Origin of the sequence: Lacticaseibacillus zhaodongensis, assembly GCF_009687905.1 — a bacterium.
Taxonomy (GTDB): domain Bacteria; phylum Bacillota; class Bacilli; order Lactobacillales; family Lactobacillaceae; genus Lacticaseibacillus; species Lacticaseibacillus zhaodongensis.
In genome coordinates, this window is the sequence record NZ_BLBG01000012.1 from 24716 (window position 1) to 49897 (window position 25182).

The window sequence follows — 25182 nt, forward strand, 5'->3', positions numbered from 1 at the left end:
GGATTCTTACCCGTGGCAGAGGAGAGACCAATATGAACATGGAAATCATTAGCGAAATTGACCGCAACGCCGCACTGCACCCGGAGCGCATTGCGTACGACTACCTAGGCCAGCAAAACACTTACGGCGAGCTAAAAGCTGCCAGCGACGCCATCGCCGCGAACATCACCGCCCGGTACTTGGACCGCAAGCGGCCCATCATGGTTTACGCCGACCAGCAGTTCACGACCATCGCGGCCTTTCTGGGCTGCGTCAAGGCCGGCCACGCCTACATCCCCGTGGACACGCACTCACCTAACGAGCGCCTGACCATGATTGCGGAGATCGCTCAACCAGTTTTGACCATCGCCACCGCCGCACTGAGTGTCGAACTGAGTATGCCCATCATGAGCCCCACAGAGCTCGCCATGTGCATTCAGAACCCGGAACAGCAGCCAAAAGTGCAGCTGCAGCCCGTCAGCGGCGATGAGAACTTCTACATCATCTTCACCTCCGGCACGACCGGCCAGCCCAAGGGCGTGCAGATCAGCAGCACCAACCTACGCAGCTTCACCGACTGGATGCGCGACTTCAAGTTGCCGCAGCAGCCCCGCTTTCTCGTTCAGGCGCCGTACTCATTTGACCTTTCCGTCATGAGCCTGTACCCAACCTTACTCGCCGGTGGCACGCTGGTGGTTTTGCCCCGCGCCGAATCGGAAAACTTGGGCACAATGTTCAAACTGTTGCCCAGCCTGCATCTGGACGTTTGGGTGTCCACACCGTCATTCATGGCGATGTGCCTGCTCGACAATAATTTCACCGCTGCGCACTACCCAGAACTCAAGCAGATTTTCTTCTGCGGCGAGGAGCTCACAAATCAATTAGCCAGCACAATTTTGGAACGCTTCCCGGACGTTGAGCTCTATAACACTTACGGGCCGACCGAGACGACCGTTGCCGTCACCGCGGTCCAGATCACGCAGGCGTTGCTCCAGCAATACTCCCGCCTGCCCATTGGTTACGCGAAGGCCGACACCACAATCAGTTTAGTTACTGATGCGCCAGCCGGGACGGAGGGCGAACTGCTCATTAGCGGCCCCAGCGTCTCCCGCGGTTACATCAACCGCCCGGAAAAGACGGCCGCGGTCTTTAGCACCCAGGGCGGCAAGCGGAGTTACCGCTCCGGCGATCTGGGCACCATCGCCGCGGACGGGCTGGTGTTCTACCACGGACGCACCGATTTCCAGATCAAAATGAACGGTTACCGCATCGAACTGGAAGAGGTCAACCACTTCCTGAACGCCTCCAAGTACATCAAGCAGGGCGTTGCCATCCCCCGCTACGGCGCCGATCACAAGGTCAAGCAGCTACTGGCCTACATCGTGCCGGAAGCAGGCGCGCTCAGTGGCACGCAGCTCACCGTCGCCATCAAGGCCGAACTCAAGCAGATGATGATGGCCTACATGATTCCGCAGCGTTTCGTCTACCGGGACCAATTGCCGCTAACGGCGAATGACAAGGTGGCCATCAAGGCGCTGATCAGCGAGGTCAACGATCATGCCTAGCATGCAGCCGTACACCGACCCGCGCTACTTTTGCATTCTGCTCCTCGCCCTCGCCCCACTGGTACTCGGTCTGCTCCGGGGGCGGCGGCACCGCAATTACGAAAGTATCGTCAGCCTGGTCTTCATCGTCCTGATGTTCGCCGGACCCAAGTGGCAACAAGGAGTGTCACTCATCGTTTACGTCGCGTGGCAGTTCGGCCTCATCTGTGCCTACGCCCACTACCGCAAGCACAATAACGCCGGCTGGGTCTACTACCTGACCCTGTTTGCGGTCATCTTGCCCCTAGCAATCGTCAAAATCACCCCGGCGGTCGCCGGCGGGCAGCCCAGCCTGATCGGTTTTCTGGGCATCAGCTACCTCAGTTTCAAGGCGATTGGCACCCTGATGGAAATGCGCGACGGCGCCATCAAGGAATTGCGGCCGCTGCTTTACCTGAGCTTTTTGCTCTTCATGCCGACCATCTCCAGCGGGCCAATCGACCGCTACCGGCATTTTGCCAAGTCCTACGACAACGCACCGAGCCGAGACAAGTACTTGGACATGTTGAGCCACGGGGTGCGCTACCTGTTCCAGGGCTTCCTCTACAAGTACATCATCGGTTACTACTTCGGGACCATCCTGCTGCCAATCGTCGCCCGCCGTGCCCTCTTGGACCGTGCGGCGGCTGGCGGCACGGGGATCTCACTGGCGCTGGTCGCGTACATGTACGTTTACAGCATGTACCTCTTCTTCGATTTTGCCGGCTACAGCCTCTTTGCCGTCAGCGTCTCGAACTTCATGGGCATTGACACCCCAATGAACTTCAACCAGCCCTTCCGCGCCAAGAACATCAAGGACTTCTGGAATCGCTGGCACATGAGCCTGTCCTTCTGGTTCCGCGATTACGTCTTCATGCGCATCACCTTCTTCACCATGAAACACCGCTGGTTCAAAAAGCGCGTCCACATCTCGCAGTTTGCGTACCTCTGCAACTTCCTGATCATGGGCTTCTGGCACGGCGTCACCTGGTACTACATCACTTATGGCATCTTCCACGCCTGCGCCATCATCATCAACGACATCTGGCTGCGCTTCAAGAAGGGCAAAAAGTTGCCGAGCAACCGCTGGACTAACGCGCTCGCCATCTTCGTCACCTTCAACGTTGTGTGCTTCAGCTTCCTGATTTTCTCAGGCTTTTTGAATAAGCTGTGGTTCACTACGGCTATTCGTTAAAAACACAGAGCGGAGCGGGGCGCTTAGAAGCTGAGCATTAACGTACTTCCGGAAGAATGCCTGGTCTTTAGGCATTGTTTCGGAAGTGTGTTAAGCGCAAGCTTCTGCCCCGCGCAGCTCGACTATGAAGTAAATATCAACTAAATCCAAATCAATTTTAAGGAGAAACAATTATGGACGTTAAAGAAACTGTTTTAAGCATTTTGAATGACCTCACCGGCGAGGACCTGTCCGACCGGATGGATGAGGACCTGTTTGCCACCGGCCTAATGGACTCCATGGACACCGTGCAGCTCGTTTTGGAGCTGCAGGAACAACTGGAAGTGGATATCCCCGTTTCCGAATTTGACCGCAAGCAGTGGGCCACCCCGAACATGATCATCACCCGCGTCAAGGAGCTGCAGTAATGAAACGGCGGCTCTGGCAGATCCTCGGGCCGGTGCTCTGCGCCTGCATCCTGGTGTTCGGCGCCCTGCTACTGCCGCTGCGTTTCGGGGCCCCGAGCGCACGTGAAGTCCACTCGGCGGCGGTATCACTGAACCGCGATGTTTTGTCCGGGGAGCGCATGAAAAAAGCGGCGGTGCGCCGCGGCTACGTCCCCTTCATTGGTTCATCAGAACTGTCCCGGATGGACCCCTTCCACCCCAGCGTGCTGGCGCAAAAGTACCACCGCAACTACAACACCCTGCTGCTGGGTGACCCCGGCACGCAGGACCTGAGCCAGTTTGTCGACAACCAAAGCCTGCTGGGCAAGTTGCGCGGCAAGAAGGTCGTCTTTATCATCTCGCCACAATGGTTCACGGCGGGCGGCCAGCGCAGTGACGCTTTTGCCTACTACTACTCGCCCCTCGAAATGAGCGGCTGGCTGCTGCACAAGCGTGGCGGCCTGGCCGACCGTTACGCGGCGCGCCGCATCCTGGCCATGGGCAACACTAAGGGCGCCGTCCACGCGGCCCTGCTCAGCGTCGCGGCCGGGCAAAAGCTCAGCTGGCCAGTACGCACACAGCTGCGCGCCCAGCACCAGTTGCTGCTTAACGAGGACAACTTGTTCAGCCGCACATTGCACTCCGGGCGCCCGGCCAAGATCACCCGCGCGGCGGCCAAACTGCCGGCCCACGCTACTGACGCACAGTTAGCCAAACTGGCGGACAAAATGGGGCGGCGGTGCAGCCGCAACAACCCCTTCGGCATCAATGACGGTTTCTTCCGGAAACGTCTCTACGGCCGCAAATTGGCCCGGTTAGCCGGCAGTCAGCAGAATTTTGACTACCGCCGCTCCCCTGAGTACAGCGACCTAGAGCTACTGCTACATGAATTCGCACGCAACCGCATCAACGTGCAGTTCATCATCCCGCCCGTTAACGCCCGCTGGGCCGATTACACCGGACTGCCGCGCGACATGATGACGGAAACCGCCAGCAAGATCAAGTATCAGCTGCGCAGCCAAGGCTTTGACCACATCCTCGACATGACCACCGACGCCAAAAAGAGTGCGTACATGGAAGACACGATTCACTTAGGCTGGCGGGGCTGGGTCGCTGTCGACAAGACGGTCCACCCATTCCTAGAACGCAAACTGCCAGCGCCGCACTACCACCTGCAAAACCGCTTTTACACCCACAAGTGGCAGCAAACCGTGATGGGGGCAAATCATGAGTAAGCAGAACCCAGTTAAACAACATGCGAACATGCGCATTCACCTGATCCTCTTGGGTATCGTCATTTTGGCCCTAGCAGTTTTCGGCGGCGTCGCCAACTACATGCACCACGCAGGCCAGCAACACGCCCCCCTGATTTCACTACAGCAGCAGGCGGAGAACAACGCCCACAACCTCGTGGCCCAGCAGTTAAAGGCCGCTGGGTTCAGTGGCAACGTCCTCGTTGTCCGCCACGGCCGCACCTTCGTGAACGTTAGCCGCGGCCTGGCTAACGCGCGCACTAAGCATTCAAACACTGCCCGCAGCGCCTATGAGATCGACTCAGTGCAAAAGTCCCTGACCGCGGCCCTAGTCATGCAGGAAGTGGAACGCGGCCGGCTGCGCCTTAGCGACCGCCTCGCCCGATTTTACCCGCAAGTACCGGGCAGTCGGGACATCACCATCCGGGAACTCCTCGACATGACCTCGGGCCTGAGCTGCAAACGGTTCATCCCGCGGGCGGGAGCCAGCGACAGCCAAATTGTGGCCGCCTACTGCCAGCAGGTCCACTACCACGCCAGCCACCGTGGGACTTGGGATTACCAGCCGGTGAACTACAACCTGCTCAGCGGGATCCTCGAACGCGTCAGCGGGATGCCTTACGCCCAACTGCTGCAAAAACGGCTGCTCACACCGCTGCATCTGGCCGACACGCATCTGGCCTATGTTCCCGGCCAGCGGGACGCGACCGGCTACGGCAAGAAAAACGATGTTCCTAACTACCAGGGCTCTTACCACACCAGTGCCGCTATGCAGCACGCGGAGCTCGGCACCGGCCAGTTGTTCACGACCACGTCCGACCTTTACCGCGTGGAAGCGGCAATCGTCTCCGGCCGGCTGTTAGGGCAACGAGGCAGCTCACTGCTGCACCGACCCGGCAGCGTCAGTTCCTACGGCGGCGGCCTGTATAATAACGCCCGCTACCTGTATGCCAATGGCTTTGGCTACGGCTTCTCCGCCTTCGTGCGCATCAGCCACGACGGCAAGAATGCGGTCATCATGCTGGCCAATGCCGACGACAGTCACTACCAGTTCAAAAAGCTGGCAGACCAACTGGCGGAGAGGTATGTCAGATAACACAGAGCGGAAGCACGCGCTTAAAGACTGTAACAAGTGATGAACGCACTCTCTGTGGCCAATATTCCGACCACAGGTGAGTAACTCCTCGCCTTCAACAAAATCCCCTATTCACAAAGACAGGTCCACGCGCCGCATACGGCACCGTGGACCTGTCTTTCAGTTAACAAGGAATTATTTATCAATTTTGGCGTTTGCCAGCCGCTTCAGCTCCGGCCGCAGCTTGCTGAAGATGGCCTCGGCGATCACGAAGCCGACTGCCAGCGAAACGGCAATCGTCAGTGTCTGCACGAAGCCGTGCGAGGCGCTGGCGTCCCGGCCCAGGGTGAAGGCGCGCATGCTCTTGTAAATGATTGCGCCCGGGACCAGCGAGACGAGGCAAGGAATGTAGAGGACGTTGACCGGTGCCCGCACGATGACCGCCGCCAAGTTGGCGACCAGGCCAATCGTCACCGCGGCCAGCAGGTTGGGCAGGATGACGCCCCGCGTGTGCGCGTCCACGAGCAAGTAAACGAACCACGCCGCGGCGCCCGTGTAGCCCGCCGGCAGGAGCGTCCGCTTGGGGATGTTGGTGATGATGCCGAAACCATAACTGGAGGCAAAACTCAAAATAATGCCCACTATGTACTGAATCCACATTAGAAGCCACCCCCTAACAAGCGCCCGAAAATACTGCCGAGCACCACGCCGGCGCCGATTGCCCCGGCGGTCATGATGGCGTCGACCACCCGCACGAGCCCGGAGATGGTGTGCCGCGCGATCAATTCCCGCAGCGAGTTGGTGATGGCCACGCCGGGAACTAGGGGCATCAGCGCGCTGACCACGATTTCATTCGCACTATTGCCGAGTCCGCACGCCTGCAGAAAGCTGGCGAGCAGGCCGATGACCAAACCGCCAACGCCGACCGCGATGTAGGGCACCTTGTTCACGTGCCCGGTCCACTGTGCGGCTAAGTAGCCGATGATGCCCACGGGCGCCGCCCACGCGAGGTCACTCCAGGTCGCGTGAAACGCCAGCATCGGCGCCACGGAGACGAGTCCGGCCCCGAAAATTTTGACCGGCCAGCTGTAATCCTGCCGGCGGGCGTTGACCCGGTGCACACTGTGCTTGAGCTGGGCGTAGTCGATCTTGCCCGCGGTGAACTCCCGGGAGAGCGTGTTGATGGCGTCCACCTTGCGCAGGTCGAAGTCGCCGGTGCGCACCTTAACGAGGTGGGTGGTCGGATCCGTGTTGGAGTCAACGAAAATCGCGGTCATGGCCGCGTGACAGGAAACGTCCACGCCCGCCGCCTTGCCGATATACTCCACCGTGCCCTCAACCCGGCCCGTCTCCGCGCCGTTTTCCAGCAGGATTTTGCCCACCAGGCCGCAGAGGTCGATGATGTCTTTTTCTTGAGTACTATTCATTGTGTGCCTACCTACTTCGCATCGTTATAGCTAAACTGTACCGCCAAACCAAGTTGGGGCCAAGCTTACTAGACTCCTTTGTTCAAAATGTCTTGCACTGGGGATCACTCATCAACGTGCCAATCAACATCTGACCATTCTTCCGGCATCTTATCCGCAGATTGTTGCTTGCGGTACGGATTGACAAGTTTAGGTACCACCGTGAATGCCGTTCCGTCCGCCGTCGGAATCATTAACCAGTGCTGGCCCGCAGTAAAATCAATCCCCGTATTATCCGGCAAACTCAGAACCAGTGAATCGCCGCGCGCTACTACTTTCACTTCAAACATGCCGAACGCCTCCTTGCTCAGCACTAGTATAACTGAACAGCACAACTTATGAATTGGCGCCAACCAAAATAAATGGCCCCGCCAACACCAACTTTTACAGTTAGTATCAGCGGAGCCACAGCATAACCTTATCTAGTTTTACTTCAGGACCTTGAAACGACTAGCCTTGTCGAGGTAAGTCTTCTCGCCGGCAGGCTTCTCAATGGACCCGAATGGCATCTGGGCCCGCAAGCGCCAGTTGGCAGGAATGTCGAACGCAGCGCGGACCTGATCGTCAATGATCGGGTTGTAGTGCTGCAGGTTGGCACCAAGGCCGTTGGTTGCCAGGGTGGTCCACACTTCGAGCTGGGCGTTACCCTGTGACTGTTCGGACCAGTCGTAGAAGTTGTCAGCGTAGAGCGGGAAGTCGTGTTCCAACTTCTTCACCACGTCAGTGTCGGTGAAGTACAAAATGGTGCCGTACGCAGCCTTGAAGGCAGCAATCTTGGCCTTGGTCTTCTCGTAGGCAGCTTCAGTTGGCACCTCACTCTTGAGGCGCTTAACAACGATGTCCCACAACTGGTCGTGCTTGTCACCGAACAGGAAAACGACCCGGTTCGTCTGGGAGTTGAAAGAACTAGGACTTTCCTCGATCACGTTCTCGAGCAGGTCAACGATCTCGTCATCGCTCTGCTTAACATCCTTGCCGAGGGCGTAGATGCTGCGGCGCTTCTTCAATTCATCAAGTACTTCTGTATTCATAACGTTAATCACCTTTCGTTTTCTTCAACTTACTTATTATAAGCGAAAGCTAGGCGCTACGTAAAGAGCGAACATCAATTCGTGCAGAGCGGAGCCATTTCCAATTGTGCAGCTTGCTGCCCATAGAGGAATGGACATCGGCGTGGGAGCAGGGTGGCACAGCTCGACTATGATACAGAGTGGAACGGGGCGCTTAGAAGCTGAGCATTAACGTACTTCAGGTAAAATGCCGGTTTTTGGCATTTGGACTGAAGTGTGTTAAGCGCAAGCTTCTGCCCCGTGTAACTCGACTATGCACGGAGCCGTGCGTTCAGTTACGCCTCCAACCGCGCACCATGTTACCATATAGCTGTAAGTGGACGCAGCGGCAAAATGGAGGCCTACCCATGAACTACACGCAGCAACTGATTGCACTCGAGCAGCAATTCACCATCTGGGCGCTCTACTTCTTCGCGTACGGCTTTATCGGCTGGATCTGGGAGAGCGGCTACGTCAGCGTGCGCAAAAAGCGGTGGGTCAATTCCGGCTTTTTGAACGGCCCCATTATCCCCGTCTACGGTTTCAGTATCGTTGCCGTGCTCGCGGCGGTGCGCCCCTTCGCGCATAACCTCATTTTGCTCTACCTCATCAGCGCCGTCGTGATTTCAATTATTGAATACGTGACGAGCTGGGGGATGGAAAAGCTGTTCCACGCGCGCTGGTGGGATTACAGCAAGGTGCCGCTGAACATCAACGGCCGCATCGCCATCCCCATCTCCGCCTTTTGGGGCCTCGGCGTGGTCTTCATCGTGAATTGCGTCCACCCCTTCGTTGCACGCGTGGTCACGCACCTCGACCTGCGTTACGGCATGTTCGCCGTCGTGGCCATCATGGCGCTGTTCATGTTTGACGTCGGCTTCACGCTGGCCAACGCGCTGGCGCTGGGTGCCGCGACCAAACGCATCGGGGACGCCATCGCCGCCAAGAAGGCCGAACTCGCCGCCCGCGTCGACCTGCGCGAACAGGAATGGCTGGAAGACTACAAGGATGGCAAACGTGGCAGTAAGCTGCCCCACCTGTCCTACGTGCAGCGGCGCCTACTGCAGAGCTTCCCAAACCTGCAGCTGCGCGACACGCCAACTGAAGTTAAGGATATCCGCGACCTAGTAGCCCTGCTCCGGCAGCAGCAAAAGGCTAAGCACAAGCAGTAATTCTAGGGGGTGGCCACAATCGGCTATATCGAAGACTTACGCGAAATCATCGGCCACCGCCGCGTCATTTTGAACGGTAGCTGCGCGGTACTTGTAAACGCGCAAAACGAACTGCTCATGCAGCAGCGCAACGAACCGCAGAAACGCTGGGGCCTGCCCGGCGGCCTCATGGAGCTGGGCGAAACCACCCGCGCAACGGTCGTGCGGGAGGTCGCAGAGGAGTGCGGCATCCGGCTCGACCCCGCTGCACTCACCCTGCTCAACGTCTACGCGGACGGACAGATGCGCACGGCGGCCAACGGTGACCAGTTCGACATCGTGAACACAGCCTACTACGCGGAAAAAATTGAGGGTACGCCACATGTTAACGACGCTGAATCATTGCAGTACTGCTGGATCCCGCTCGACCAACTGCCAAGCAATATTCCCCGGAACCACCGGCAAGCGATTGAAGATTACCTGAAGTTGAAACGGCAAAAATAAATAACTGAAGGTGCAAAAAGGTGCAAGTCCGTGAAGACCTGCACCCTTTTAGATGGATTGATTACCAAATAAAAAAAGCCTGCCGCCGCAGATCAGCAGACTTTTTGAGGTGAAAAACATGAACTCCTTCTTATCTAAGAGTATTGTAACGCGTCATTTGACTACACGCCACTACTTTCCGTAGTACCCGATGATCATCGCGATAATCAGAATCACCAGCACCGCGGACGTGATGTACGCGTAGAGGCGGTCGTGCTCCTTCACGAAGGCGTAGATGGAAACCACGACCCGCAGCACGGGTGTCAAGATCAGCAGGAATACACCGGTCATGATGACGGCATAGGGCCGCAGTTGCAGTGTGCCGCGGATGATACTGCCAAAACGGTGCGGGTGCACGCCCACCGGATAGCCACTTTTGCCGGTTACAAACAGCAGGATGAGGCCGATGACCAGGACAACGGCGGCGGCCACCACCCCGATCTGCATGATGCGGCCGATGAGCAGCTCGACCTCCTTGTTCTCGGCGGTAAGCTGGTCTGGATTATTATTTTCAGGTGTTTTTGCCATTAGATACTTACCCCGAATCCCTTAAGAAACATCTGCAGGCCCATGTAGCCGATGATGGGGATGAAAATCATCCGCAGCACGCGCGTTGGCAGCAGCGGCATGATGCGTGTCCCAATCGTGGCGCCAATCAGAATCCCAATGGCGAGCGGTGCGGCAATCTGCGGCTGCATCGACCCGTTAAAGAAGTACACGGTGGCACTGGCCGCGGCCGTGACCCCCATCATCAGGTTCGAGGTCGCGGATGACGGCTTGAGCGGCATGTGCATGATGGTGTCCATGGCAATCACCTTGAACGCCCCACTCCCGATACCGAGCATCCCGGACGCAACCCCGGCGCCGAACATCATCGTGAAACCGCCGGGAACATTAGTAACCGAGTAATCAGTTTGCTTGCCGGTCGCCTTATCAAAATAGATCCCGTTCAGGCGCAGCTTGCTGGCGATGGCGTCGTTAGTCGTCGCCGGCTTCGAGTCGGTTTTGCCGATGAGCTTCCGGATCATGTTGTAAGTGGAGAAAATCAGCAGCGCGCCGAAGAGCCAGTACAGAATTTTGCCCGGCACGAAGCCCGCGGCGATGGCCCCCACGATGGCCCCCACGGTCGTTGCGATTTCGAGGAACATCGCCACGCGCAGGTTCAGCAGGTCGTCGCGTAGGTAGGCAATCGTCGAACCAGAGCTAGTAGCGATAACCGCGATGACGCTGGCGGCGATAGCGTAGCGAATCGGCAGGCCCATGATCATGGTCATGACTGGCGTGACGATCATGCCGCCACCGATCCCCATGATGGCCCCCAGAATGCCGGCGAAGAGGCCGGTCAAAACGAGCAGTGCAGCTTGACTGAGCATCTAGGCACCAGCCTTCTTGGCCGCAGCTTTCGTCGTGGTCTTGCGGGTTGTCGTCTTCTTCGCTGCGGTCTTAGTGGTGCTCTTCTTGGCCGCGGTCTTGCGCGTTGTGGTCTTCTTAGCGGCCGGCTTGCGCTTGCTAGTTGTCTTCTTGGTCGTACGGCGGGTCGTCTTTTTGGCGGCCGGTTTCTTGGCTGGTGTTGGTTCAGGCTCAGGCTTGGCGGCTTCTTCCTGAATGTGCAGCAAGTAGGCGCTGACCTGCGTAACGGCGGCGCTGACGGCACTACTGCTGTCCTTGGCAAAATCACCGGAGGTTGCGAGCAGGCTGATGTGCAGGCCGGAAGCGTTCAGGAACTTGCTCTCGACGACCAGGTAAATTTTGACGGGGACGATTTCGTCCGGTTCAAAGAACCCGCCAACCTTCTTGGCGTTGGCGAGGGGCAGGTTGATGACGCCCGTCTCCAGGCTGATCAACGTCGGCTCCGGCGTGCTGACGGTCAGCGTCGCACGCATGAGTTCCCCAGCGGCCGTGGCGCCGTTGATAGCGGTGGCGAGCTGCTCAATTGCAGTCTGCAGGGCTGCATCACTAGCCGCGGCTTCGGGAGTGATGCTCTGTTCAAAATGCTGCACCTGCTCGTCGGCGGTCCGGTTCAGGTAGTGCTGGATATTAATGTCCATCAGGTTTGATCCTCCACATTTACTTCGTTTTTTCTATATATATGGCTTACGTTAGGGGCCGGCTTGCGGTCCGAATTACGGTGACAATCATAGCGTAACAAGGGTGAACTGCGCAAATCACGGGCAAAATCATACACTGTTTTTTAAAGTTTGCCGGGCCGCGGGGAGGGGTGCCGCTGCTCCGCTACGTATATGCTTACGCGTGGAACAGCCCGGGGCCGGCTCCCGCGAAGCTCCGCTTTGCTCCCGCCTGTTATGAAGTGACCTCTGTCAAGCCACATTTTCATCTTTGTCAGTGACATTAATAAGCTTCAGAATCGATCCATCGACGATTAACCACTCTGTTATCCGTGGATTGGTTACCACCAAGTTAATGGTCCTGTCGAAGGCAATATAATCTAATTTCGTAGGTCACAGATTTTTTCATCACTCTGCACGGCCAATGCAGCTGATGATCTGTGCTAGCATAGGCGGAAACGTATGTTGCCGGACCTTCCCACACTCTGAAGCTTATTGATGCCACTGATGCTGATGTATTCCCTTGAGCCCTTTAATTATTTTGTGATTCTTGAATTTCGAACTCTACACTTAAAGTTAAACCACGCAATTATTAATCTAGGTGCCCAGTTTCCATACCCCATACGAATCCTGCCAATTCTCTTGCAACAGCCGCTGTCGCAACGCAACTGTTTTTACCCCTTGCTACCATCCGTTGATACTTTCTTTGAAGGTGCTCTGTTCCCCGATCGGCATAGGCAATGACTCGTGTACTTTGATTTACTTGTCGCCGTGTCACTCGCTTTGATTTTGAACCAACGTGACCTTGTACCAGTGATCGAGTGCATTCGATTAGTAGAGTCCGAACTGCTGTATTGCCTTGCTTAGTGATTCCGCCTTTGTTATTTGGATGTTCACCACTAGAATGATCTGATGGCGTCATTCCAATAAAGTTCATGAATGCACGGGCGTTAGGAAATCTAGTGAAATCTGCGATTTCAACTTGTAGTGTTATTGCCGCAGTAGTGGCGATACCTTTGAAACATTGCAATTCGCCAACCTTTTCTGCATAGCGGTCGTTATGAGCTATTTCATCTAGTTCCTGATCAAAGCGCTTGATTTTTTCTGCGAATTCTTCCAATTGCGCAACGTACTCGTCTATAGTTGTACGCAGTAGTGGTGATACTTTAAGTCCTTTTATCCACTTGAGATGTTTCTCCGTCCAAGCTGAGCCCTCTACATAATGAAATCCTTGACGTAGTAGTAATGAGGACAGCTGTTGCTTTACGCGTTTAAGTGCCGAACAAAAATCGTTGCGCATACGAATGTATTCTTTGACCTCAATGTCTTGATTGTCTGGAACGTAAACTTCGGCGTAGGTGTGGTTTGCCAGATTAGTGGCAATCATTCTTGCATCAACCTTATCGTTTTTGACCATTGTGTGCTTTGCCTGGCTGTACATAGTTGTAGGTGCCATGATGACACAGTCAATACCCAGCCGTACTAGCGCATTACGTAACGCATAACCTAGACAGCCAGCCTCATAACCCGCCTTAAAGGCCGTACCTGGTTCTGATTCATCTGACAAATGATCAATAAATTTGACCACGAGTTTGGGGTCTGACGCACATTGTGTTTCACCTAGTATCTCTCCAGTCTCACCATTTAGAGCACAAAGACTAAATGTAGATTTGTGGACATCCATACCAACATAAACTATACTTTGCATTATGGTGACCTCCTAATTGTCATAGGGTAAGGGCTTTTATTCTTCCAACAAGGATATTATGCTTCCGAATCCCTGGCCTGACAACTTAGGAGGTCACTTCATATTATCTAATTTTGGGGCCGCCCTCACTTCGTTCAGTCGCGGTCCCAAAATCACCCCCAGATGTTAAACAGAAACCCGCTGTTTAACATCTGTTTGGGCTTTACGCGGCATATACTACGCTACGCAGCGGCACCCCTCCCAGCTACGCTTGTTTTCTAATGTTGGATAGTTCATTAATCTACTTAGTGCTAACCGACTGACAACGATGATATAAAACTAACGGTACATTTAGGGTGAGACGTTACCAATCGTGCTAGCTAAGTCACTATGAGTAATCCAAACTGCTAGCAGATGGTGATACGGTGTTTGCCACATGTTGATTACAAGATATCTGTCGACCAAGAATATCACTGTAGGGCGGTGGGCGCCTTTTCCGGGAACGTAGCTGGCGGTAGTGACCATGCTGAAACGATAATTACTAGTCTAGCCGGTTTTCGGCTAGGCTAGTAATTATCGGCGCGAGTGGAGAGACCGCAAGGAAGATAAATCAGCAACCGTTTAGTTTACCGTGGCCAAAATGGCAACACGGCGGGCTCGGAACTCAGTGGAAGACTTGGCGTACTTTGCCAAGCCTGAAACGGCGCCAGCATGCCTGTCTGTCACTGCCGCCAGCGTAGTGGAAGGAAAATGCGCCCGCCACCCGGCATATAAGCAACCACTGCGCTACAATGTCAGAGTATATCCATCAAACAGAAAGGAGTCCTGACCATGCCTAGCACCCGCATCGGTGTCCGCGAACTAGTTGAATTCACCGTCCGTTCCGGCGACTTGAACCCCGCCACCCAAGCGTCCAACAACACCGCCGCGCTGGGCAGCCGCATCCACCGGCAGGTTCAGGACGCCCACAACGAGGACGGCTACGAGAGCGAAGTCTACCTAAAGCAGGCGGAAACCATTGCCGGCCAAGATTACATCATTGATGGCCGCGCCGACGGGGTACTCACCAGCGATGACGGAGTGCTGCTTGAGGAAATCAAGACTTCGGCCCGTGACTGGGACAAGTTGGACCAGTGCACACTGGACCGTTACTGGGCCCAGGCCAAGGTGTATGGCCACTACCTGTGCGCGCAGCGGGACATCGATGAAATCGACATCGACCTGATTTATTTTGATACCCGGCACAATCAAGCCGCGCACCACCACCAAGTGCTCACCGCCGCCGAGCTGGCTAACTTTTACCGCGAGCTCTTGGCCACTTTTGCCACCTGGATCCAGATGCGCAGCGACATCATTACAGAACGAAACAAGACGGCGGTGGCACTGCAGTTCCCCTTCACGCAGTTTCGCGCCGGTCAGCACGATTTTGCCGGCAACGTCTACAAAACTATCTACAGCGGTAGCCGGCTCTTCGTTGAAGCTCCAACCGGCACCGGCAAAACTATCTCCACGCTCTTCCCCACCATCAAGGCGATGGGTGCCGGCCTCATCAACCGGGCCTTCTACCTAACCGCCAAGACTGCCACGCGGATGGTTGCCGAGGACGCGATGGCGCTCATGGGCAAGGGCGGGCTCAAGGCCAAAAGTATCACCCTAACCGCCCGCGACACTATCACCTTTCCCGAAGAACCAGAAGACGCGACGCTGAACCCCTACATGCTCGGCTACTACGACCGCCTGCAGCCGGCGCTGGCGGACATGTTGTCGTCGGAAGACCTGATCACCCGTAGCGTTATCGAGACTTTTGCCCGGAAGTACACGCTCGACCCCTTCGAATTTTCGCTGGACGCCAGCTTATTTTGTGACGTCATCATCTGTGACTACAACTACCTCTTCGACCCGCGCGTGTTCCTGCAGCGCTTCTTCGCCGAGAACGACGACGGCAACTTCTTCCTCATCGACGAGGCGCACAACCTCGTTGACCGCGCCCGCAGCATGTACTCCGCTGCCGTGAACCGGGCGGCGTTTGCGGATATCATCCCGGCACTCAAGGGCCAAAAGGGTGGCAAAATGACGCAGCTACGCAAGGCTATCCGCGGCGTGCTCGACACCTTTGACGTTTTGGACGCCAACTCGGACGGTCAGGAACACTTCCAGCAGGACGCCATCGAACCCATGCGCGACAGTCTGGACGGCTTTTGCACCAGGTTCCACGAGTGGCTGGAAATGGAGCCGAGCGCCCAGACCAAAATCGTCATTGACGCCGGACTGGATACCTTCTTCCTCGCCAACGCTTACGTCAAAATCAGCGAGCTTTACGATGACACCTACGTCACCCGCGTCGTGCGCATCAGTCGCGATGACATCATGGTCAAGCAGCTCTGCCTGAATCCGAGCACCTTCCTCGACGCCAGCATGAAAAAGGGCCGCGGAGCAGTCCTCTTCTCCGCGACCCTAACGCCCATGAACTACTATCAAGAAATGCTCGGTGGTAAGGACAACAGCATCAGCTACACTCTACCCTCACCCTTCCCGCCGGCCAATCAAAAAGTCATCGTGACTAGCAACGTCCAGACGACCTACGCCGAGCGGGAGGGCAGTCTACCGACCATCACCGCCTGCCTGACCGCGATGGTGCTGGCCCAGCCGGGTAATTACTTGGTGTTTGCACCATCGTACAGTTATCTTGATAACGTCCGCGCCGCCTTCACCCGCGCCAACCCCGACCTGCGCCAAGTTGCCCAAGTCAGCGGTATGAGTGCAGAGGAACGGCAGAATTTCCTGGACGCGTTCGCGGACGGCCAGCCAGTTGTTGGTTTCGCGGTTCTTGGTGGCAGCTTTGCGGAAGGCATCGACCTACGCGGTTCCAGCTTGCTAGGTTGCGCGATTGTTTCCGTTGGGCTGCCCGGTTTATCCGGCGAAACCGACCAGCTGCGCGATTACTACCAGCACCTGAACGGCCAGGGCTTTGCCTACGCCTACCAGCTGCCGGGCTTCAACAACGTCCTGCAGGCGGCCGGCCGCGTGATTCGCGGCGCGCATGACGTCGGCGTGGTGTTGCTACTGGACCGGCGCTTTGCGACGAGTCGCTACACGGAACTCTTCCCCGCACACTGGGCCAACTACCAGGTGACGCGGAATACAAAGGAGCTGGCGAACAGTTTGACGCAATTTTGGAATGAAAAATAGAGTGGACCACAATGCGGTTAGCTTCTGAGCATTAACAGAAAATGCGCCTATTCCCGGGCTTTGGGAGTAGGCGCATTTTAGGTTAAGCGGAGGAAGCTGCATTGTGGGCCACGTTTACATGCTGGGAGAGTTGGCGACTTGTCGCTTACTCTCCCACATCCGTAGCGCAGCGTAGGTGGCCGACTCCTCACCATAATTACGAACGGTCAGGAGTCGGCCGGCAGCGATGGCCGTTAGTAAATTCGAAGCCTCTTCTTGTGACCGAGCCTCTTAGTTAGTTACTTAGCTTTTACATCGCTCAAATCTGCACCATTTGTCGCAATCACGTTCTTGTACCAGTAGAAGGAATCTTTCCGGCTGCGGGCCAGCGTCCCCTCACCCGCGTCGTTCTTGTCGACGTAGATGAAGCCGTAACGCTTGTCCATCTGGCCACTGCCAGCAGAAACAAGGTCGATGCAACCCCACGGCATGTAGCCCCAGAGCTCAACGCCGTCCTCGTTGACGGCCTTTTCCATCTCCGCGATGTGGGCGCGCAGGTAGTCGATGCGGTACGGGTCGTGCACGCTGCCGTCCGCTTCAACCTTGTCGTAAGCACCAAGGCCATTTTCAACGATCATCAGTGGCTTTTCGTAGCGCTCACTCAGCCAGTTCAAAGACCAGCGCAGGCCCTGCGGATCAACGGTACAACCCCAGCTAGTCTTTGGCAGGTGCGGATTATCCACACCCTCAACATCGCCAACAAAATCGTAGTGCGGGTTGTCCGCCTTGTGGGCCACGGTCTGGGAAGCGTAGTAGGAGAAGCCAACGTAATCAACGGTCCCGGCAGCGAGTGCTTCTTTATCAGCAGCCGTGATGTCCTGCCGGTAGCCAGTGCGCTTGAAGTAAGCCTCCATGAAGGCTGGGTAGTGACCGCGCACTTGAACATCACTCCACCAAGTCCGCTTTTGCATGGCTTTTTCCGCCATGAAGAGGTCTTCAGGCTTGGAAGTGGCCGGAAACATCGGGGTGAAGTTGATCATGCAGCCAATTTGGTTGGTAGGGTCGATCTCGTGGCCAATTTTGACCGCCTTGGCGGACGCAACCAGTTCGTAGTGGGACGCCTGGTACATCGCGCTGGCGCGGTCCGCATCCGTTGCGTCCTTCGGGAACAGTAGCCCGGAGTTGGTGGCCATGGAGAACTCGTGGCGATAGTTGCACTGGTTATCGATTTCGTTGAAGGTCATCCAGTACTTAACGACGCCCTTGTAGCGCTTGAAGCAGACCGTCGCAAAGCGCACGAAGAAGTCGATCAGCCGCCGGTCCCGCCAGCCGCCGTATTCATTAACGAGGTGCAGGGGCATTTCAAAATGACTGAGCGTAATGACCGGCTCAATGCCGTACTTGTGGCACTCCGCGAAAACATCATCGTAGAACTTCAGCCCCGCCTCATTCGGCTCCGTTTCATCCCCGTTCGGGAAAATCCGCGTCCAGGCGATCGACGTCCGGAAAGCCTTGAAGCCCATTTCGGCCAGCAGCTTGATGTCTTCCTTGTAGTGGTGGTAAAAATCGATGGCTTCGTGGTTCGGATAGTTCAGTCCCGGCTGCGGACCTTCAGGAGTGATTTTGCGTTCCACCCCATTAGCACCCGCGGTCATCACGTCGGCAATTGAAACGCCCTTGCCGCCCTCTTGCCAGCCGCCTTCGAGTTGGTGCGCCGCAACCGCACCGCCCCAGAGAAACCCATCAGGTAATTTAGCCATAATCAATATTTCCTCCCCATCCATTTGGATATGCCTTTTAATTTAAAAGGGTTTACAAATTTATTCTACCGCAATTCACGTGAAAGAGCTTACAAACTTTTTTTGCGGAAACGTTGTACTTTTGACGACAAAAAAACAGCAGCGGCCGGCCGCTGCTGTTAGCTCGTGATTTTAACTTTAATGGCACACATTCTTGCTTGCGTACTGCTTTAATTATGTAGGCTTGCTTGCAGCTGTTGATCACTGCCGGACTATTCCCCCCAAATGCCGTCCGCGTACGCGATCTGCATTCGCGCATAAAAAAACCACCATTGCGGTGGGAAAGTTTGGGGGAACTTTTGTAGGGAGTGTAAGTTTAGGTTTGTTTGAGCTATCGCTCTTACAAGTATTACTATAAAGGATTTATTTTCTGGGCGAATGCAAAAACAAACAGAATGTTTTATTTACTTCTGAAATGGCTTCACAAATAATTAATGGTTATGCTAAGAAATATCTTTATAGGCCAAACCAAATAGTGGCTGTCAATCGCCAAGCTAGCGCTGTAAACACTGTTGTGACGGTCTTCATAGCAGTTCACAACTAATGTTGATTTGTTGCCAACACTTGAAAAAATACAGTACAAATTAGGACCATTTTGTCAAAAATCAGTGTTAGACAATTAAAAAAATTGTATAGCTTTTTAGCATAAAAATTGTTTTTTATTCCCGCCAATCTAGGTGCAAAAACCGCCAATAAGTCTGTCAGCTTTTGCCTAGCCGAGCCCAGCCGCAAGCTACTTGTTGCTGGCCAAAATATTATCTGGGCGTGGAAACGGTATTTTTGGTCTAGCCCTATTGACAGGGACTGGGCCAATGTTATAATTGGACTATACCAATAAAGGAACGACAGTCAACATTAAAAAAGGAGAACATCAAACATGCAAGTACGTGTATTCAACAACAAGGACGAAGCTAGTGCAGCTGCTTTTGACATCATCAAGGACGGAATGCAGAACGGGGCGAAGGTCCTGGGTCTGGCAACAGGTAGTTCACCTGTTACCCTCTACGACAAGATGGTTGCTAGCGACCTCGACTTCTCTAACATGACCTCCGTCAACCTGGACGAATACGTTGGTCTCTCCGGTGATAACGACCAGAGTTACCGCTACTTCATGAACCAGCACCTCTTCAACAAGAAGCCTTTCAAGGAAACCTTCGTTCCCAACGGCCTCGCAACCGACGCTGACAACGAGCCAGCTCGCTACGACAAGGTGATTGCTGAACACCCAATCGACATTCAGCTGCTCGGTATCGGCCGTAACGGTCACATCGGCTTCAACGAACCCGGCTCAGATCTCAAGGGTGGGACCCACAAGGTTGCCTTGACCCAGTCCACCATCGACGCCAACGCCCGCTTCTTCGCTAACAAGGATGATGTTCCTCGCTACGCATACTCCATGGGAATCGGTTCGATCCTGAAGTCCAAGAAGATCATCCTGCTGGCATTCGGTGAGAGCAAAGCCGACGCCATCAAGGCCACTGTTGAGGGCCCAGTTACGGCAGATGTTCCTGCTTCAGCATTGCAGAACCACGACGATGTAATCATCCTCGTTGACAAAGAAGCAGCCAGCAAACTGAGCCAGAAGTAAAACCGAATTAGCTGAGAAAAGGAGCCTGCCAGGCCTTGGCAGGCTCCTTTCTGTATTCTGAAACTGAAGACGGACAAAATCACCACCGTGACAGGGTTTAATTGGTATTAGAAAACAGTATACTGAATTGAAAAGTAGCTTATCTGCGGATACGGGAGGAACTTCAGAATGACAAGAATTCAAGATGATTTGTACATGGCCATCAATGGTGACTGGCAAGACAACACCGTAATTCCACCTGACAAGTCGAGCATTGGCGCCGACCGGGACCTAACCGATAACATTGAAAAACAGCTGCGCGCTGATTTCGATGCCCTCAATTCCGGCAAGAAGAGCAGTTCGGATACGAACCTGCTAACGGCCGCAAAGCTCTACGCCAAGGCTGCTGACTTCAAAACTCGCGACCGCTTAGGCATTGAACCCGTTTTGCCGCGGGTGCACCACTTGCTTGACCTGCCAACTCTGGCCGATTTCAATGCGGACTTACCCGAGTTGATCGCGCAAGGCTACCAAATGCCTCTGGACTGGCAAGTCTACGCCGACCTGAACGACGCCAGCACCAACCAGATCAATTTTGGCGCGCTCGACACGATTCTGCCCGACGCTGCGCTGTACAAGGAAAATCCAAGCAAATACCAGCCAATGCTCAACTCTTGGAGTGATATGGCTAGTCAACTGCTGCTAAAAGTGGGGCTGACTGCTGGGCAAGCAGCGATGTACATTCGTGACGCTCTCGCGTTCGACGCCCGCTCTGCGAAATACACCATCACAAACGAAGAGGCCGCGGAGATCAAGAACCTGAACAACCCCTGCAGCTGGGATGATTTCGTTCAGCAACTCGCCGGTTTTGCCTTCCCGGCTGCCGTCGCCCGCTTCATGCCGGCGACACCAGCGACCGTCAACGAGTTCACGCCCAAGACTTTTGCCAACTGGTCAACGCTGCTAAACGAAGACAATTACCACGAATTCCAGCACTACGCCATTATCCAGGAACTCATTGGCGCCAGTGGTTACCTGAGTAACGAACTGCGCCACATCGGTAATACCTACAGCCGCTTCCTGTCCGGTCAGGAGGAAGATGTCAGCGAGGTCAAAAGCGCGTACCGGCTCGCCAACGCCTACATGGCCGAGCCAATCGGCATTTACTACGGTAAAACCTACTTTGGTGAAGATGCCAAGCGTGACGTCACGGCTCTCGTTAAGCGCATCATTGCAGCTTACAAGCAGCAGCTGAGCGCTAACACCTGGCTCAGTGCCAGCACCAAGGCCAAGGCCCTGCGGAAGCTCGACACGATGGCCATCAAGATGGGCTACCCGGACAAGGCTCTGCCATTTTACGACCAGATGCACGTTGAAGATAAGGATGACCTGCTAACGACGGCGCAAAAACTGGACGATGTGATCATGCGCGAGCAACTGTCCCGCGTCGGCCAGCCGGTCAACCGCGGCGAATGGGGCATGCCGGGTCACTTGGTCAACGCTTGCTACGACCCAACAATGAACGACATCCTCTTCCCCGCCGGTATTTTGCAGCCACCGTACTACTCCAAGTCTTGGAGTGAAGCGGCTAACTTGGGCGGGACCGGCGCGACGATCGGCCACGAGATTTCCCACGCCTTCGACAACAACGGGGCCCTTTTTGACGAATACGGCAACATGAAGAACTGGTGGACCAAGGACGACGAGGCCGCCTTTGCCAAAATCACCCAGCAGATGATCGACCAGTTCGACGGCCTGCAGTACGAAGGCGTCCGCATCAACGGCAAGCTCTGTGTCAGCGAGAACCTCGCCGACAACGCCGGCATGGACGTTGCGCTGAGCCTACTGGGCGACAAGCCTAGCAAGGAAGAACTGCAAGAATTCTTCACTGCCTACACCAAGTCCTGGCGCTACAAGATGCGCCCAGAACTGGCCAAGACCGTCCTGATGCAAGACGTTCACGCCCCGGCAACATTGCGGGTCAACATCCCCGTGCAAAACTTCGACGAGTGGTACCAAGCCTACGATGTTAAACCCGGCGACGGCATGTACCGCGACCCAGAAAAGCGGATCGTGGTGTGGGATAAGTAGCACAGAGCGGAGCGCTCATAAGCTCGCCTACTGAGGTGAGTTGCTAAACACGATTTTCGCCCATAAATTAGCATATTCAAAAGGAAACTTTCCCAACAAAATTATTCTGCGGAGAAAGTTTCTTTTTATTAAAGTTCAAGGATAATGCAAGTAAGCGTCCACACCGTTTTTATTGAATGCGCTATAATACCAATGGATGCGCATATCACGACACCCACTTTAACCGATTAATTTCGGCCGACACTTTGAGGAGAGGGTTTTTCTATGACAAATAAAAAGTTTACCATTGCAGCCGTTGTTGCCGCAGCCATCACCGCAGCGCCAATCGCTGCACCAGCTATTGGCGCAATCGCACCTGTTTTTGCTGCGACAAGTACTACTGCAACCAGTACTGCCACGACAACAAGCACCGCAACTGGTACAAAGGCAATCACCAACGGTACGGTAAAGCTCTGGACTGGGAATGCTACTGCCAAGGTCGATGACACCATCATTTACAATGATAACAACTTCACCATTCGCGATAATGGTGCTGGCTATGCACAGAAGTACACAACCTACACTGTCACCCACCTGTTTACTCGTAAGTCTGATGGCGCCAAGTTCTACATGACCGACGATGGCAAGTACCTGCCGGCCAAGGACTTTAACTTCACCGCAACTGGCGCCACGGCTGAAGATACCACCCTGCCCCTTGGCGCAATTAAAATCAACTACAACAAGAACTACGGCATTCAGGTCTGGACTAAAGAGGGCAAGATGGTCCGCTTTAACGATGTCGATGCCGCTTCTTGGAACAAGGCTCACCCTAAGACCAAGGTTAAGGTTGGCGACCCTAAGAAGCTGACCGGTCAGACCACCTGGAAGGTATTCAATGATACCTACACTGCTCACGGCACGACTTACTACAACCTTGGTGGCGACCAGTACATCGATGCTAGTTACTGCGTTAAGATTAAGTAATCTTAACTGATTTGTGCAAAAGGAGTTGGCGGAAAAGCCAGCTTCTTTTTGTTATTTCCTCGACAATCGGCCCCAATTATCATGATTATTAAACACGCGCACCTGCTGTAATGAAACTGCATTCATAATGCAAACCACGGCTGCCCCTACAGCTTTACGATTTGCGTTATAATGATGGAGATAAATGTTTGGGCGGATACTGCTTCCACCAACGATTTTGCTACAGCTTTAAGGAGGATGTTAATTTGACTAACAAGAAGTTCACACTCGCAGCGGTTGCCGCTGCCGCAATTGCCGCCGCACCAATCATCAGCACAAGCGCAGCTGTTTTTGCTGATCCAACTGGCCCAAACATGGCTGAGCTGGCGGTTGAACGTGCCAAGGCTGCTCAGGCTAATGGTGCCTCAACTGCTGATGCACTTGCCGCCGCTACTGGTGGCAGCCAAACTACTACCGCCGGCACCGGCACCACACAATCCACCGCTGACACAGCAACGATTGCAGTTACTGGGACTGTCACCGTCAAGCGCACTAGTCTTCTTTACAAGGACGCTAGTGGCCAGGACACACCGGTTGGTTCCGCAGTTAAAGGCGCCGTCTACGCCGTTACTAACCAGGTAACTCTGGGCAACGGTGCCACCTACTACGAAGTTGCGGGTGGCCAGTTCCTGAGCGCTGACGACGTTGACTCCAGCAAGGTTGTTTCCACAGCGGATGCAAGTAAAACTACTACAACCACCAAGAAGACTGATGCAACCACCAAGAACATTGGGGTCATCAAGGTCAACTACAACGCGAAGTACGGTATCCAGATTTGGAACAAGGCCGGCCAGGTTGTTAAGTATAATTCCGTTGATGCGAAGGCATGGAACGCAAAGCACTCCAAGAAGGTTAAGGTCGGCGACGCGAAGAAGCTGCCTGGCCAGACAACTTGGAAGGTCTTTAATGCGACCTACAAGGATCACGGCACAACCTACTACAACCTTGGCGGCGATCAGTACATCGATGCGAACTACGTCAAGAAGATCAAGTAAACTAAGTAAATCGTGCTACTTAAAAGGAGCTGGCAAAATGCCAACTCCTTTTTGCATTCCTATTTAGCTGTCACATCAACAAACTGCTGCACCTGCGCCAGTGGGAACTCGGTCGGTTCCGCCGCATTCAGCAAGTCCTCCGTGAGCGCAACCTTCGTGATGGTCTGATCATCGTAAGGCTGCATGAAGTACGCATGGCGGCTCATATCCATGTAGCCGCGGTACTGCGTGTAATCGGAACTGCCATCTCCGCTGATTTTGATCCCGCGTGGAATGTCGAGGCTGCCCAGCAGGTGGCTGATCGTGTTCACCGCCGCGGCCTGACCGTGCACCTTTTCGGCGTGTTCGCGCAGGAAGGCCATGCGCACGAAGCGGGAAACTGAAGTGTAATCTCCAGGCAAGCCGACCGCACCAGTGCCGGCACCGAAACCATCCGCTTGCAACGCGCCGTACTTAGTTCCGGCGGCCAAGGTTGGCTGCAGCTGGGCAAAATTCTTCAGGTTCTTCACGTGCCACGGGAAGTCCGGACTGTTGGTCATGACGCCAACGGGATTGTCATACAGCTGCAGCCCCTCGCCTTCAGCCTCAAGCACTGCGCAATCTCCGCTCGCATCCGCAACAATCCAGTGCAGGGGCACAACAATGTCGCCCATGAACTTATTTTTGACGGCAACGACATTCAGCGTTGCCAACCGGTCGCGCAATTCGCTCACACTGTGCATGTTGCCAAGCAAGTAAGGAATCATCTCGTGGGAAGCCAGGTTCACGTGTCCAGCGAGGGACGCGGGACTGTACTTGGATTCCGTAAAGTACAAGGTGGCGGCGGCAAAACCCGCCTCGTTCACGCCATCAACGGTCAGGTACTGGCCAACATTGCGGCCGGCACCGACAAAACCAAGTGGCCCGGCAAAACCATTCGCCGCCACGTCGCTATTAAAGTGGTGCTGGCGCGGGATCACAACCGGCCGCCCCCCGAGCTCAAAGCCAAAATCCATAGTCCGGGACAGGAAGAACTTCCCGTCAGCATCTTCATAAGTAAAACTAGTACACATTCGCAGTCTCTTCCTTCTCTATGTTTGCTAAATAGT

General features: G+C 54.8%; 22 protein-coding genes. 12 read left to right on the forward strand and 10 right to left on the reverse strand.

The window, feature by feature from the left end; all coding sequences use genetic code 11:
• The first annotated feature begins 32 nt into the window (after positions 1 to 32).
• The 5 genes from dltA (at position 33) to GN107_RS08535 (ending at position 5531) form a co-directional block, all read left to right on the forward strand.
• A complete protein-coding gene (dltA, locus tag GN107_RS08515) occupies positions 33 to 1544 on the forward strand; it encodes a D-alanine--poly(phosphoribitol) ligase subunit DltA (protein WP_155287386.1) in 1512 nt (503 codons plus the stop codon).
• Positions 1537 to 2757, forward strand: coding sequence for a D-alanyl-lipoteichoic acid biosynthesis protein DltB (gene dltB, locus GN107_RS08520; protein ID WP_155287387.1), 1221 nt, complete (start codon positions 1537 to 1539; stop codon positions 2755 to 2757). The genes dltA and dltB overlap by 8 nt, the downstream gene beginning before the upstream one ends.
• A 173-nt stretch (positions 2758 to 2930) precedes the next feature.
• On the forward strand, positions 2931 to 3164 hold the full coding sequence (gene dltC, locus GN107_RS08525; RefSeq protein ID WP_155287388.1) for a D-alanine--poly(phosphoribitol) ligase subunit DltC: 234 nt from the start codon (positions 2931 to 2933) through the stop codon (positions 3162 to 3164).
• The gene (dltD, locus tag GN107_RS08530; RefSeq protein ID WP_155287389.1) at positions 3164 to 4417 is read left to right on the forward strand and encodes a D-alanyl-lipoteichoic acid biosynthesis protein DltD; all 1254 of its coding nucleotides are present in this window, start codon (positions 3164 to 3166) and stop codon (positions 4415 to 4417) included. Before dltC ends, dltD begins: the two co-directional genes overlap by 1 nt.
• The gene (locus GN107_RS08535) at positions 4410 to 5531 is read left to right on the forward strand and encodes a serine hydrolase domain-containing protein (RefSeq protein WP_155287390.1); all 1122 of its coding nucleotides are present in this window, start codon (positions 4410 to 4412) and stop codon (positions 5529 to 5531) included. Before dltD ends, GN107_RS08535 begins: the two co-directional genes overlap by 8 nt.
• Positions 5532 to 5705: 174 nt before the next feature.
• On the opposite strand, the gene GN107_RS08540 is transcribed toward GN107_RS08535, so the two are convergent.
• From GN107_RS08540 to GN107_RS08555, 4 genes are all read right to left on the reverse strand, one after another.
• Positions 5706 to 6170, reverse strand: a complete 465-nt coding sequence (locus GN107_RS08540; protein WP_308779505.1) for a threonine/serine exporter family protein — start codon at positions 6168 to 6170, stop codon at positions 5706 to 5708.
• Positions 6170 to 6937 (reverse strand): threonine/serine exporter family protein, encoded by a 768-nt coding sequence (locus tag GN107_RS08545; RefSeq protein WP_155287391.1) that lies wholly within the window; start codon positions 6935 to 6937, stop codon positions 6170 to 6172. Before GN107_RS08545 ends, GN107_RS08540 begins: the two co-directional genes overlap by 1 nt.
• A gap of 104 nt (positions 6938 to 7041) precedes the next feature.
• A complete protein-coding gene (gene mazE / locus GN107_RS08550; protein WP_155287392.1) occupies positions 7042 to 7266 on the reverse strand; it encodes a type II toxin-antitoxin system PemI/MazE family antitoxin in 225 nt (74 codons plus the stop codon).
• A 138-nt stretch (positions 7267 to 7404) separates the two neighbouring features.
• Positions 7405 to 8007 (reverse strand): nitroreductase family protein, encoded by a 603-nt coding sequence (locus GN107_RS08555; RefSeq protein ID WP_155287393.1) that lies wholly within the window; start codon positions 8005 to 8007, stop codon positions 7405 to 7407.
• 386 nt (positions 8008 to 8393) lie between these two features.
• Here GN107_RS08555 and GN107_RS08560 point away from each other — a divergent pair, with 386 nt between their 5' ends.
• Both GN107_RS08560 and GN107_RS08565 read left to right on the forward strand, forming a co-directional pair.
• Entirely contained in the window at positions 8394 to 9197 is an 804-nt protein-coding gene (locus GN107_RS08560) for a putative ABC transporter permease (RefSeq protein WP_155287394.1), read from the forward strand.
• 9 nt (positions 9198 to 9206) lie between these two features.
• Positions 9207 to 9680 (forward strand): NUDIX hydrolase, encoded by a 474-nt coding sequence (locus GN107_RS08565; RefSeq protein WP_155287395.1) that lies wholly within the window; start codon positions 9207 to 9209, stop codon positions 9678 to 9680.
• Positions 9681 to 9851: 171 nt separating this feature from the next.
• On the opposite strand, the gene GN107_RS08570 is transcribed toward GN107_RS08565, so the two are convergent.
• The 4 genes from GN107_RS08570 to GN107_RS08585 form a co-directional block, all read right to left on the reverse strand.
• Positions 9852 to 10247 carry a DUF1634 domain-containing protein gene (locus GN107_RS08570; protein WP_155287396.1) on the reverse strand — a complete coding sequence of 132 codons (396 nt, stop codon included), beginning with the start codon at positions 10245 to 10247 and terminating at the stop codon, positions 9852 to 9854.
• A complete protein-coding gene (locus GN107_RS08575; RefSeq protein ID WP_155287397.1) occupies positions 10247 to 11092 on the reverse strand; it encodes a sulfite exporter TauE/SafE family protein in 846 nt (281 codons plus the stop codon). Before GN107_RS08575 ends, GN107_RS08570 begins: the two co-directional genes overlap by 1 nt.
• Positions 11093 to 11767 (reverse strand): hypothetical protein, encoded by a 675-nt coding sequence (locus GN107_RS08580; RefSeq protein WP_155287398.1) that lies wholly within the window; start codon positions 11765 to 11767, stop codon positions 11093 to 11095.
• A 610-nt stretch (positions 11768 to 12377) separates the two neighbouring features.
• Positions 12378 to 13493: an IS110 family RNA-guided transposase gene (locus GN107_RS08585; RefSeq protein WP_155287399.1), complete on the reverse strand. Its 1116-nt coding sequence runs from the start codon at positions 13491 to 13493 to the stop codon at positions 12378 to 12380.
• An 810-nt stretch (positions 13494 to 14303) separates the two neighbouring features.
• Here GN107_RS08585 and GN107_RS08590 point away from each other — a divergent pair.
• Positions 14304 to 16661: an ATP-dependent DNA helicase gene (locus GN107_RS08590; protein WP_155287400.1), complete on the forward strand. Its 2358-nt coding sequence runs from the start codon at positions 14304 to 14306 to the stop codon at positions 16659 to 16661.
• Positions 16662 to 16939: 278 nt separating this feature from the next.
• Here GN107_RS08590 and GN107_RS08595 read toward each other — a convergent pair whose 3' ends face one another.
• Positions 16940 to 18400 (reverse strand): 6-phospho-beta-glucosidase, encoded by a 1461-nt coding sequence (locus tag GN107_RS08595; protein WP_155287401.1) that lies wholly within the window; start codon positions 18398 to 18400, stop codon positions 16940 to 16942.
• A gap of 916 nt (positions 18401 to 19316) precedes the next feature.
• Here GN107_RS08595 and nagB point away from each other — a divergent pair.
• The 4 genes from nagB to GN107_RS08615 all read left to right on the forward strand — a co-directional run bounded on the left by nagB (position 19317) and on the right by GN107_RS08615 (position 24094).
• Positions 19317 to 20027 (forward strand): glucosamine-6-phosphate deaminase, encoded by a 711-nt coding sequence (gene nagB / locus GN107_RS08600; protein ID WP_155287402.1) that lies wholly within the window; start codon positions 19317 to 19319, stop codon positions 20025 to 20027.
• A gap of 168 nt (positions 20028 to 20195) precedes the next feature.
• A complete protein-coding gene (locus GN107_RS08605) occupies positions 20196 to 22097 on the forward strand; it encodes a M13-type metalloendopeptidase (protein WP_155287403.1) in 1902 nt (633 codons plus the stop codon).
• A 264-nt stretch (positions 22098 to 22361) separates the two neighbouring features.
• Complete coding sequence (locus GN107_RS08610; protein WP_155287404.1) at positions 22362 to 23060, forward strand: SLAP domain-containing protein; 699 nt, start codon at positions 22362 to 22364, stop codon at positions 23058 to 23060.
• A gap of 245 nt (positions 23061 to 23305) precedes the next feature.
• A complete protein-coding gene (locus GN107_RS08615; protein ID WP_155287405.1) occupies positions 23306 to 24094 on the forward strand; it encodes an SLAP domain-containing protein in 789 nt (262 codons plus the stop codon).
• A 59-nt stretch (positions 24095 to 24153) separates the two neighbouring features.
• Here the strand turns inward: GN107_RS08615 and GN107_RS08620 are convergent, their stop codons facing one another.
• Positions 24154 to 25146, reverse strand: coding sequence for a choloylglycine hydrolase family protein (locus tag GN107_RS08620; RefSeq protein ID WP_155287406.1), 993 nt, complete (start codon positions 25144 to 25146; stop codon positions 24154 to 24156).
• Positions 25147 to 25182 lie beyond the last annotated feature (36 nt).